This window comes from Vibrio crassostreae, assembly GCF_041439375.1.
Lineage (GTDB): Bacteria > Pseudomonadota > Gammaproteobacteria > Enterobacterales > Vibrionaceae > Vibrio > Vibrio crassostreae_D.
Genome location: NZ_JBGONY010000007.1, coordinates 34,069 through 47,043 on the forward strand (window position 1 = coordinate 34,069; position 12,975 = coordinate 47,043).

The 12,975-nt window shown below is 43.6% G+C and carries 8 protein-coding genes; all 8 read right to left on the reverse strand.

Annotated elements, in window-relative coordinates; genetic code table 11:
* Positions 1-2 precede the first annotated feature (2 nt).
* Positions 3-3,203 carry a response regulator gene (locus ACED45_RS05105; RefSeq protein ID WP_371713429.1) on the reverse strand — a complete coding sequence of 1,067 codons (3,201 nt, stop codon included), beginning with the start codon at positions 3,201-3,203 and terminating at the stop codon, positions 3-5.
* Positions 3,204-3,416: 213 nt separating this feature from the next.
* Positions 3,417-3,791 carry a hypothetical protein gene (locus tag ACED45_RS05110; RefSeq protein WP_017092935.1) on the reverse strand — a complete coding sequence of 125 codons (375 nt, stop codon included), beginning with the start codon at positions 3,789-3,791 and terminating at the stop codon, positions 3,417-3,419.
* Between the two features lie 107 nt (positions 3,792-3,898).
* Positions 3,899-6,037, reverse strand: a complete 2,139-nt coding sequence (locus ACED45_RS05115) for an ATP-binding cassette domain-containing protein (RefSeq protein ID WP_065607293.1) — start codon at positions 6,035-6,037, stop codon at positions 3,899-3,901.
* A complete protein-coding gene (locus ACED45_RS05120; RefSeq protein ID WP_371713430.1) occupies positions 6,034-7,620 on the reverse strand; it encodes an ABC transporter transmembrane domain-containing protein in 1,587 nt (528 codons plus the stop codon). The genes ACED45_RS05115 and ACED45_RS05120 overlap by 4 nt, the downstream gene beginning before the upstream one ends.
* The gene (locus tag ACED45_RS05125; RefSeq protein WP_371713431.1) at positions 7,610-9,034 is read right to left on the reverse strand and encodes a TolC family protein; all 1,425 of its coding nucleotides are present in this window, start codon (positions 9,032-9,034) and stop codon (positions 7,610-7,612) included. The genes ACED45_RS05120 and ACED45_RS05125 overlap by 11 nt, the downstream gene beginning before the upstream one ends.
* A complete protein-coding gene (locus ACED45_RS05130; RefSeq protein WP_371713432.1) occupies positions 9,009-11,240 on the reverse strand; it encodes an ATP-binding response regulator in 2,232 nt (743 codons plus the stop codon). The genes ACED45_RS05125 and ACED45_RS05130 overlap by 26 nt, the downstream gene beginning before the upstream one ends.
* 3 nt (positions 11,241-11,243) lie before the next feature.
* A complete protein-coding gene (locus ACED45_RS05135; protein ID WP_004730526.1) occupies positions 11,244-12,593 on the reverse strand; it encodes an HlyD family type I secretion periplasmic adaptor subunit in 1,350 nt (449 codons plus the stop codon).
* A gap of 2 nt (positions 12,594-12,595) precedes the next feature.
* Positions 12,596-12,958 (reverse strand): hypothetical protein, encoded by a 363-nt coding sequence (locus tag ACED45_RS05140; RefSeq protein WP_004730527.1) that lies wholly within the window; start codon positions 12,956-12,958, stop codon positions 12,596-12,598.
* Positions 12,959-12,975 lie beyond the last annotated feature (17 nt).

Below are 12,975 nucleotides of genomic sequence, written 5' to 3' on the forward strand. Positions count from 1 at the left end.
TCCTAACAAGTCGCACTTTCTATTTGATGGAATAGCTTTTCTTTTCTTACGGGCTTCGCTACATATCCATCCATGCCTGAATCAAAGCACTTTTGAATATCATCGTCGATAACACTGGCGGTTAACGCGATGATAGGAGTTTTGCTTAAGCCTAGGTTTTTCTCATGCTCTCTGATCTCTTTGGTCGCAGTGAAGCCGTCCATAACGGGCATCATGCAATCCATTAAAATAATGTCGAAGCTACTGTCGTTTTGGTACATGTCGACGGCGATTTGTCCGTTGTCGGCGATTTCAAACGCGTAGCCGGCCTTTGTTAACATCACAGAAGCGACTTTTTGGTTCACTCGATTGTCTTCGACGAGCAGTATTCTTTCAGATTTACTCGGCACCGTGTTTTGCACTCTTTCTTCTGGCAATGTTCGCTTAGCTGCAGCATTAAGAATCGGCGTTACGGTCGCGGGTTTTTTCGTAGATTTAGTTTTGTAGGCAGCAGGAAGTGGCATCGCTTCAACGGCGGCAAGTACTTTTTCTTTTAGCATTTCAAATTTGAATGGTTTTGGTACATAGTCATCCATACCTACGTCGAAACACTTTTGAATATCATCATCAATCACACTGGCGGTTAAGGCGATGATAGGGATACGGCGTGTGGCGTTGGTCTCTTTTTCAACGCGTCGAATGTTGCTTGTCGCTTCAAAGCCATCCATGACGGGCATCATACAGTCCATCAGTATCACTGCGTAATGAGGGTTTGCGGTGAACATGTCCACAGCTTCTTGGCCGTTATTCGCAAACTCAAATTCAAATCCACTTTTTCCAACATGAAGCCCAGCAATCTTCTGGTTGATCTTGTTGTCTTCAACGATGAGGATTTTGTGTTGAATCTCTACTGGTGGCCGGCTTGCCTCTGATAGTTCCGCCAAACCTCGCGTATCACAAAGCTCAATAGCTTTAATTAGACGCAAGCCGAGTAGGGGCTGTGCGACTTGTGCTGTAACGCTGTCACCAAGATCCGCTGGCTCACTTAAGAAGGAACGTATCAAACAGATAGTGATGCCGTTTTGGTGCAGCTTTTCTAAGTTATCTGCGTGGGTATTAGCTAGGAATGCGTCATCTTCGGCGAAAACAACAGTAATAGGTTTAGTGTGTTTTTGAGTGGCGAGTTGTGATGTAATTACAGCAGTGTCGTTCGTTCGCTGAGTCACTTTTAAGCCATAAAGGTTAAGATCCCATTCTATTCGTTTAGTCAGTATGTTTTCGTTACCCAGCACATAAATATCAGACGTTGCTGTACTTGGTTTCGGTAGCATAATATCGACGGGCAATTCTAAGTCGAAGTAGAAACAGCTGCCTTCGCCCTTGACGGAGTCGAGCTGAATCTGGCCACCCATAAGTTCAACCAACTGTGTGCTGATGGCTAGGCCAAGACCAGTACCTCCGAATTGGCGTGTGGTTGAATCATCTTCTTGAGCAAAGGGTTCGAATATTTGTTTCTGTTGTTGTTTGTCGATCCCAATACCGGTGTCTCGTACACCAAATCTAAGGGTGACACTGTTTTCTGACTTGTTGAACGTTTGGATTGATAGGGTGACGCCGCCTTCTGCAGTAAACTTCACTGCATTCGACATAAAGTTCATCAAGATCTGTCTTAAACGGTGATCGTCTATCATCACGCGTGCCGGTGTGTCTGGGCTGATATCAACATTAATTTCTATTTTTTGTTCTTTCGCTTTTGGCGCCACAATCGAGGCTATGTCGTATATCGATTCTCTGACGGATGCGGAATGCGGGCTGATTAATAGCATGCCAGATTCAATCTTAGAGAAGTCTAAAATGTCGTTGATAAGGCTTAGAAGCAGTTGAGATGAGGTCTCAATGGTATCGACGTAATCTCGTTGGGTTGGTGTGAGCGGTGTATCTGACAGGATTTCTGAGATGCCGATAACCCCATTCAATGGGGTACGAATTTCGTGTGACATGTTAGCCAAGAAGCTACTTTTGGCCTTACTGGCTTGTATCGCGTGGTCCTTCGCTTCTTCCGCGTCTTCTTTGGCGCGCTCTGCGTCTTCTTTAGCAAGCGTTAACCTTTCCTTAGCGTGTTCTCTTTCAATGGTTAGCCGTTCAACTTGTTGAGCAAATAGGCTGAGTTCGTCTTTACCCTGAATGAGCTTGTCTAAAGAAGGGCGTGTTTCATCGTTTTCACTCTTCAAGAACTTAAGTATCAAGCCTAGGTTGTTGGTTACTTGTCTCGCTAAGCTTAGGGTTAACCCCATGACAATGGTAGCGAGTAGGGCAACGATGGAGATAAACAGTGTACGTTGTACTTGCGCGTCTGAGATCGCTTGCTCAACTTCTTGTTGGAACTCTTGCTTGATAACAGTGCCGAGGCTTTGTAATAAGCTGAGACGAGCACTCATCGCTTCCAAGCCAACAGAAACTTCTTGTGGTGTTAATTGGCTGATTGCGTTTAGGTCGAGTAATGCGTTTCTGATCTCTTGGCTTTGAGCAAACACATCGCTTCTGAAGACTTCAACCATCAGCGACACTTGATGTTCGTTGGCATTCAATGAAACAAAACGTTCTAGAAACAATTGCTGTCTTTCGCTCAAGGTTTTGATTTGTTCAGCAAGTTCGGGGTCGTACTCTTGGCTAGTTTGGAATATTTCAATCAGAGAGGTACCCAGCTTAAATTCTTCGTTTGACCAGAACATCAGCCATTCCAGTTGCTGCAATGCGGTGAGGTGTTGTTGAATTTCCCGCTTGGTGTTTTCGAATGGGACTTTTTCTATTTCGAGCAGTAACTGCTTGTATAAGTCGCTCTGCCACTCAAGGGCATCCAATTTATCGTAACTGTCAGTGGCTTGCATTGTCGATAAGGTTGCTTCGCTGAAGTCGGCAACCAGTTGATTCATTTCATCAGAAGCATCCCAAAAAATGATTGGAGACAGGTTTTTTAATTCAGCTTTTACTTGATTGCTTTGATTTTCAAACTCCTCAGGGCTAGAGGCCAGAGTGCTTCTATAAAGAACCGAGATATCTTGAAGGTACACAGATAACTGATTGGTTCGTTCAAAATCGGTCAACTGAGTCGTTAAAATATAAGCCTGTCTACCTGCAAGGAAGAGTAATAATGAAATGGGAAGTAGAACTAAGCCAAAGAGTTTATGTTTGACTGAAAGGTTATTCCAGACCGTAATCGCCATATAAGGATCCATCCAACTGTTTTTATATAAAAACAGTAGAATAAAAATGCCGATATGGAAACTTTGAAACCGCAAATTTAATAGAAGTGTGGGAGGGGTATAAGTTCTTGTGATTCCAGAGCTTATTTTGATATACGTTCTTTTATTAGTAATTTATAGCGTTTGGCAGTTTGTTTAATTTTATGCTTATTGATGAATAACTTAAAAAGCGTACTAATGAGGACGATTGTTATCGAGGCTTAATTCGAAAAGAAGTTGCTTTAAAACCGTTTTTGCAGAGGGTTCTAATGCCCAAATACCGAGCATTCTGTTCAACGCGGCACGATATGCTCTGTTTTTGAGTAGGAAGGCGAGCGTGCTCGTATCGTTGCTCAAAACATGCATTTGTACGACTGTGAGCTCAGCTTTGTTTTCGATATCAATTTTCTGAAGATTGAAAGCAGGCAGGAATGAACATTCGTACCAAATCTCAATGATCTCTCGAAGTTCGATTTCTTCTTCAGGCACGTCACAGCCCTGAAATATATGATTCTCAGGAATTGCGGATAAGTAAGCAACATCAAGCTTGTCTGCAACGAATGTGTACATTTGTTTCCTTGTTACCTGTGGTATTGGATCGAATCATCTCTCTCACTTATGGTTTTGTCAATTACATCCATCTCGCGAAATGACGAATTGTGAGTAAGCGTTATGATTTAGCTCAAACTGTTTAAGTATTTGTCTGTTAAGCCAAAATATTTCAAGTTTCCATCTGGCTCTAGAACCAAACTCATGTTGGATGTGGCGATTAAGCCGGGATCATTGGTCGAAAAAATGACTGTCTTATTCAGCAACTTATCGCTGAACAAACGGTTAAAGTATTGCGCGTTTTCCTGCTCGGCACCGTTGAAGGGCTCATCAATGATTATCAGAGATTGCTCACAGTTACCTAAGCCAAGGGCCAAACGAAGTTTTTGCTGAATTCCATTTGGAAGACCTTTGCACTTATCGACACTCAATTGAGTGGCTAAGCCTTCTGGTAGCCATTCGTCCAGTTCGAAGAAGCTCACCATCTCTTGCATCTTCTCTGTTGGAATGAGTCCGTTATGCAGAATGAAGTTGGTTTCTAGTGAGCCTTCAAAAATATGCAGGTTAAAAGGGATGTAGTTAATTGAGGTGCGATAACGGTAGCTATTGAACTGCTTGATGTTGTAGCCGTCAACGGATACTGCGCCTTGATAACGATCCTCTAAGCCAGCAATGATTGAGATGAGTGTTGTTTTCCCACAACCGGTAGGGCCACAAATGACGACTTTTGCACTGGGTGGTATCTTAAAACCAAGGTTGGTTAAGCCGGTCGCCGCACCTGTGTAACGATGACTGACACCACTGCCAACAATACTACCTTGGAACAAGCGAATAGGCGGGCTCTTCTCTAAGGTCAGTTTATCGTCATTCATCGACATTAAGTTATTGATCTGTGCTGATGAAGCCTTAATCGACTGGAATTTAGAAATTGAGTTGTAGATACCCATGATCGGACCTAACGCCTTCCAAACCAATATCACTGTCGCGAGCATTGCACCAGCATCAGAAGTACCTTCCATCACTCCGATTACTGCGGTCACGATACTTGCGGTACCAATTACCTGAATCAAACTGCCGCCAGCGGCCTGAATCTTACTGTTAGTCACGGCAACGTTCTCGGCATCACTGGTGCTTTGCATATGTGAAGCACTGAATCGAGATTGAACGACACGAAGTAAAGGCAGGCCTTGGATAGTTTTGATACCACGAAGGATTTCATTCCATTGATACGAGACCATCGCATTGGCGCGCGAGCTTTTGGATGTGGCTTGCGAGTAGATATAGCGAGAATACACACAGAACACCAACATCAAGATTAAGCCACCCATCACTACAAGCGCTGCCGTACCCGACATCAGGGCAATCGCGATGATAAATACAATCACAAATGGCATATCAAAATAGCTAAGCGTTGATTCTGCGGTCACTAAGCGTCGGAAGGTATCGATATCTTTCAAACGAGCCAACTGCGACGAAACCCCAGCGGTTGATGTCATCGCATAAGGTAGCCAGAGAAGTTTCGATATTACGGCTTGCGAGATGTGCACGGCGAGATCTTTACCGGACGTGGCAATGATGTTGACCCGCATCTTTTTGAAGAAATACTCCGAGAAGCCAACAATAATGGCAAATAAGGTTAACCAATAGAGTGTTGCTTGAGAACTCGAAGTGAGCGCGAAGTTATACACACTCATAATAAAGAATGGCTGCAATGCACCGAGAATACTGATGACGAAGCTGAGAATGATCAGGCTTTTAAGTTCATTGTTGTAACGATAGAAAGCGTATTTTATCCAATTGCTTCTGTCTTGCGATTCCGGCGGTGGTTCGCGGAATAGACGAGAATATTCGCTAATCGAAATCAGCAAACAGGGCTTTTTACACATTGGGTATTCAATGGTGTTGTTGTTCGTGTAATCAAACAGGAGTAACTTTCCATCCTTAGTACCTAAGAAAATGGCGCTAAGGTTCTCTATCTCAATAAAGCATGGGTGAGGGTACTGATCGATATTCTCGAGAGTCTTTAGCTTGGTCACATCACAGCGGTATCCAAGACGCTCTATGGTCGCAGTAAAACTGTCACTGTCTTTTTGTTTGGGAATAAAAGCGTCACTGAGAATAGACGGCGTGCCTTCCCATTCCAGTGCAATTAAGGTGTAAGCTAAGCCACGAATCAGCGGTGACTGACTGTAGCGTTCATCATAACCACTTGCTTCAAAGTCCAACACCCGCTGCGGAACATTGTTGAAATCAACTAGGATGCTCATTGATCACCTCCGGTAAGTTTTACGCGTTTGAGGCGGTGGTTTAGTTTGTCCATCTTATTACTGGCGATGATTAGGATTTTGTCATTGGCACGATAGGCGGTACTGGTCAGCACCACTCGTGCAAATTCCTCATCATAGACACAATCGATATCATCAAATATCAATACACGCTTACTGGCGAGCAGGGTGCGAACCAATAATAAGGCGTAACCTACTTGGCGTGAGAATGGATTGCGCATGTGGCCTTTGAGTTCTGTGTAAAAACCAGCAGGAAGCCCATCGATTTGTGCCTTGATGTTCATGGTCTCGCAAAGTGCAAACGCCGTATTATTCAAACTTGGTCGGAAGCAGGTTAGATTATCAATAATGGTTCCTTCCACGAACGAGCTTGTTTTATCGACCATCAGCACGCTGTTGCGCCAAACGTTGTAGTTAACGTCATCGAGAGGCGTGTCGTTAATCATGATGTCCAGTTTGTTATCGCTGTTCTGGCGAGTAATGCAGTTGGCAAGGTGGGTTTTGCCTGAGCCACTTTTCCCTGTAAGTAAATAGGCTTGCCCAAGTTCGAACTCGATACGCTGTTTTTCAGAATACTTAACCGAAATACGTTCAACCTCTGTTGTCTCATGCTGATGTTCAACCGAAGCCGCCAGCTCAAGCAGTTCGGCGATACGTTGTATGTGGAGTTTGTTTAACTCCCAACGGCTCGCGGTGCGCATCACTTGTTGGTAAGGCGCAAAATAACGGTTGGTTAGCATGATGATCGCGGCCATGATGCCTTGGCTAGATTCCATATTGATAACGGCCGTTGCCAGTACCACAACAACACAAGCTATAGAGAGTTGTTGGATGAGCGCCAATATTAGGCTGAAGTTCGATTCAATCTGTTCGTATTTGATGTTCTCAACTTCGCGCTCTTCAACCATTTGTGTCATCAGGCTTTCAACTCGGTATTCCATATTTCGAGCTTTGATATCAAGCGGGCTAGAGATGATCTCGATGATTTTGGAGGTGGTTAACCCTTCGATGTCTGACTTATTCTGCAAACTACCAATCTTTTGTTTGGAAAGGCTCCACGCGAAAATAGCCAAGATGACAGAGGCAATCAGAAGTGTAATACCAGCCCATATGTTGATGAGTCCTATGATAAGGATGGTAATCAAACTGACAGCAAGGTTGATCAGTGCTCGAACCGATTCTCCGCCAAAGAAGGTTTTCAGTTCTGGAATGGTCGAAATGCGCTCCAAATATTCACCGGGCTCTAAACGGCGAAATTTGGATATCTCAGCCAAGCATATGGATTGAAATACTTTGTTGGTTAAGTTGGTCTCAAACTGCCTCATGATGACGGAAGATATCTTCTCTTCCTGATTTTTCAGATGATAGTCGAGGAAGATGGAAATCAAGATAATCGCGAACAACAAGAACAGAGTATCTTGTGCTTGGTTGGGTAACACTCGGTCAAAAATGATCAGAATGGAGAAGGGTAGTACCAAGCCAAACAGGGTCGATATTATCGTTGAGAAAGTCAGATAACACTTATCTGCCATATTTATCTTTTGCGAAAATTGCTCAGTTTGCATTACGACCTCTTTTTCTCAATGACTCCGTTGAGAGAAGGTGTTTAGGCACCAATTCTTGATTGTTTCGCCCTTCAATATCGCTCATTAATTGCATGATGCTCTCTATCGATTGAATAGAGAGTATGCCCTTAATTTGCTCAAGCTTGATGGTCTCGATGATGTAGTCGTATCGTGCGCTTTCATAGTCTCTCAAAGCGCTGAACAGTTTGCTTTCCGCCGCAAGCAAGTCGGTGATGGTACGCGTGCCTAATTGGTAGGCTCTTTGGATCCCTTTATAAGAGGCGTAGTTGGCGCGAATGATATTTTCGTAACTGCTTATAGACTGCGAGAAATCGTTAATGTTGAGCACTGAGGTATTCACGCTGTTACGTGTGGTATAAAGCGAATCTTGGTAAAGCAGCTCAGTACGTTCGATGGCCGTCGATGATTTTTGATAGCCATAGTAATCAGAACCACCCGACAAGATAGGCACGGCGAGGTTTAAGCCAACACTGGTTGAGTTACTTTCGCCTGTTGCTGTAATGTCGGTTTTATCGTAGTTATTGGCGTCATCATGTCGATAGCTGGCTGAAAGCGAAACGGTCGGTAAGAAGTTCGAACCGCTCTCTTTTAAGCTTCTGCGGCTTCTCTCTACGTTTTTCTTTGCCACCAACAAGTCGTTATTCAGCTTTAACGCCTGATCCATGATCGTGCGTTGCTCGGTTTCGTTGATCTCTTTTAAAGGCACGCTTTCGTATATGTCTTGCGACGGAGTGATAGGGTACTGAATTTGAATAGAGAGCCCGTTGAGAATGACACGACGATCTTTTTGCAAGGTTCTTAAACGGTTCGAAACACCTTCTTTCTGAGCAATCACTTCGTACAGCTCACTGGCTGCGGTGTTACCTAGCTCTACATTGCGTCGCATTTGATGTTCACGCGTTTCAGACGATTTAAGCTCAACCTTGGTCGCTTTTATCTGTGCGTTGTTTTTCAAATACTCAAAGTATTGAGAACCGATTTCCGAAATAGTGCTTTGGATTTTGTTCTCATGCTTCACTTCTTCGATATTGAAGTCGAGTTTTGCCGTTCCATATTTAAAAATGTCGCCAAGATTGAATATGGATTGGGAAAGAGAAAGGCTGTAGCTGTTTGAGTTATAGCTTGAGGTTTCATCAGGCACACTTGATAACAAGGTTTCATTCTCGTTCCATGTCGTATCGGCTGCACCATTGAGTGAAGGCAGAAACTTAGAGCGACTGATCCCTATGTTGTATTCGTTCTCTTCCACACCTTTATCACTGGCGCGAAGGGATAGGCTGTTTTGCAGGCCGAGTTCTACCGCTTCAAGCAGGGTAGTCGCCGATGCTGAAGGTGTCGTGCTGAATGCGAGTGCAGCTATGATGCTGCTAGTTAAGTTTCTGTACCGCCACATACTTGTTGATCACCTTGATTATTTGGTCACTTTTATAAGGTTTGCTGATCACGTAATCCATTCCGGCTTCGATACAAGCCTGGTGTTCGTTACTGCTGGTCAATGCGGTTGCACCTATGATGGTACAAGGGTTCTTCTCGTTTTCTTGTTCAAACTGGCGAATACGTTTTGTGGCTTCAATGCCGCCCATACCCGGCATGATGCAATCCATGAAGATGATGTCAGAACGCTTATTCATGAAGTGCTTCACTGCGTCAGCGCCATCGCCAACCATGTCTGGTTCATATTCTTGCTTGGTAAGGATTCGTTTAAGTAAAATCTGCTGAACTCGGTCATCTTCTACGATTAGGAACGAACTGTTCTCCATCTGTTCTTCTGATGCTTCTGCTTCCATAATGGTGAGCAAGTTAGGAATAAACTCATAAGGAATCGCAGGGGAGTTGATGATCTTATCGACGAAGCTGTGACACTCTTGCGCATGCTGAGTGTTGGTTACCGATAACAGCAACTTGGTATTTGGGTGGTTCTTAAGTTGAGATTTCACCGTTTTACTCAGTGACGGTAACTTGTTGGGTTCAAAGGTATCGGTGAGCATAATCGCATCGTAATCACCAAAGGTCTTCGCCGCTGAAAATAACTCATTGGCAGTGCGAATCTCGGTGATGTCCAGCCCCAAATTACTGAGCATTTTCTTCATCACATCGATGCGAACTTGAGTGTTGGCGCACAGAAGTAAACGCTTGCCGTCGAAGCGAGTCTTTTCTGTGTGGAAATTTTTCGCCTTGAGATCAAGCTCAATCTGAAAACGTTCCTGCGTACCCGATTGGAACCAGTGACTTTCGTAATACCCGTAATCTTTTAATACGCTCTTTGCTAAGTCGTCTGTGCTTGCGGTGTGGTCCTTGTGACTGCTCCAATGGAGTTTATTGAGCTTGGCTACAGAGACATCTAACGTTGAAAGGAAGTTTAGATTGATGGTAACTCGGGTATTTTCCATGTCTGAAGCCGCCCCAGATTCAATCGTCACAAATAGTTTCTTATTTGATTTGAGTTGAATGGCATTGGAAAGCTGCAGGAACAATATCCAGAACAAGCTGGTGGATTGGCCTTCTACGCGATTGGGTAAGTTGTCGGAAATAAAGCAGTCCAGTTGGCTTTCATTACGTTGTACTTTGGCACTGATATGAATCATTAATTCAGATAACACGCTCAATAACGAGAACTCTTTCGACTTGCTTTCCGTACCCTGTGAAATCAATCGATTATAGTTTTCTGCTAGCTCAGATAGGGTGCTACATGCAGACGTAATATCCTTCGCCATCAACACGCCGTTTTCATCGGTTTCTTGAACGAGGTATTGGACACCACCATTAATGGTGTTGGTGATCCCACGAATCTCATAGCCGATGAGTGCATACAACTGTTTGTAGAGATCGTTATTGCGCTTTTGGTCTTCCAATTTACTGAAGATCAGTTTGAGATGAGAGTAGATCTGACGCTGTTTGGGATTGATGCTCACTTCATTAAGAAGCTCTTCAAGCCTTTGTAAATCTAACTGTTTTAGTTCTTGATACAGAGCATCGAACTCATAGTCGATTTCGCGTTCGTTAGAGCTGGATTTCTTCAGTTTCAACATGGCGACAGCGTTAGATAGAACCGTTATCACGACCAGTATTACGACCACCATAAACAACCAAACGAAGAACTCGTTTTTCTCAGACATCAAATCGCTCGCATGGTTGTTGAACATGGTGCGGTAGTTGTCATCCATCTGCAGATAGTTGTTGGTCAGTGAGAGATATAAATCGAGTATATCGGCACGTGCTTTAGCGCTATCGGAGAAACGGTTAATCGCTAATTCCAGTTGCGTGTATTCAGTTGCTCCAACCAAGCTGAACTCTGTTTTGTTCAAAGAGGCTAGCGACCTAAATTCATCTATTTCACGCTTCAAGTTAACTAGATTGAATTCGTTAGTACCACAAGTGTCGTTACTTAAGCACTGCTGCAGAGTTTGAATATCTTGTTCGATGGTCTGATTAAGCTTCTGAGCTTGTATGAGCAGTGGGGCACTTTGCACTTGCGCGACTGAATCTACTTTCGACCAAGAAAAGTATAAATAGAAAGCGATCGCAGCCAGTACGATGCTAAACAATATGCTCAGTCGCAGGGCGGGTACAGAAATATTGTACGAAGGTTTTCCGCTCATTGATTACCTCTCATCGAAAGCATCTTCGATGGCTGACATCACCGGCTTCGCTGCGTATTCGATCACGCGACGCGAACCTGTTTTTACATCGGCGGTAAATTCCATATAAGGTGATAATTTGTATTGAGTGCCTCCTCGTTCAAGAAAGTTTCGATCAATTTCAATCTCTGCTAAATAGAATTCGGCGTCTTCTTCTTCATAAGACGAGCGGCTGATTGAGGCGATGGTTCCCTCAACAAATCCATATTTAGCGAAGTTATAGGTATCCATTTTTACCTTCACAGCCTGTCCGATTTCTACAAATCCCATGTCTTTACGTGGAATCTTTGCTTCGCCGTGTAGCGAATTATTTATTGGAGCAATATCGGCGATACTTTCACCTGGCGGAATCACAGCTGAACGGAAATTGAAGTGCAGTTTGTCGACCACGCCATCGACTGGTGAGTAGACAACCAGTCGATCAACCTTGTCGGAATGTTGTGGTTGTAAGATACGTTTTAGCTTGAGATCTTTATTCGCTTGAATGATTTGTGCTTGGTACTCGGAGTTTCGATTTTCAACCAAGTCACGGTGTTGTTTTTCCAGTTTGTCGAGCTGAAAACGTTCGTTCATGACCGACTCATCAAGGTTCTCAATCTCACGTACCATATTGGATTCTTGTACTTTCATGTTGAGGACGTCGACATAAGACGCCATCTCTTCTTTATAAAGCGTATTTTTGATGTTGAGTTGTTTGCGAATGAGCGATAGTTGGTTCTCTGAACTTTTACGACGCTTAAGCATTGATTTAATCAGGGAGTTTTTGTGTTTAATATCGTGGGTAATGAGCTCTTCATTTGAACGGTTTTTAGAGAACTCTTGTCGCCATGTATTCATGTTGACCTGAACTTGTTCTGGAAATTTTTCGATATAAGAAGCGAAGTTGGGTTCTACCATGTCGCGTAAGCTTTCATAACGAATCTTATCGAGCTCTATCTGAATAATTTCAGTATTCACGGTATCAAGTTGAGTGTTGCGGTCTAGTGAGCGTATTCGTGCGATCGGCTGTCCTTCATAAACGACTTCTCCTTTTCGGACTAACATCTCTTCCAATATGCCGCCTTCTAGGTGTTGAACCTTCTCAACGTCAGATTCCAACAACAGCTCACCACGTACAGAAACGACGATGTCGATACGCGCTTGTGATGCCACGGCGATAGCGACTAAAGCGAGTAGGAATATGATGAGCAACGTTTTGTGAACACTGGTCATGGCACTTGCAAGCACAATGGTGTCATCAGCTGTGACCTTAGAAGCCTCATTATTAGAAACGAGCGCTTTTCTTAAGTGATGTTCTATTTGGTTATTGCTCATGACTACCTCGATGACTTGTCATCTATTACTTCCTTAATGTCCAACAAGTGATTGATTTGTCGATTGACGTTGTGCAATTCAGTTTTTACATCCTCTAAAAGATCTTCTGGTGCAGGGAATTCGTGCTTACTCAAATGTTCCAATTTGGCCATTTTGGGTGGCAAGTCTTGATCGCACAGTAAAGTTAAGATGGTCTTTAATCTCTTTGAGTAGTTGTTGAGCTCATCAAAACGGTCACTTTTATGGAGCGTCTCTATGTTGTTCGCTGCGTCTGAAAAGTCCTTATAAAAATCGCCTAATAGCAATTGAAGCCCTTTGTGGTTGTTGTCGATTGAACGCAGCAAACTCGTCATGTCTATCATCATTCCACCGCCGTAATTGC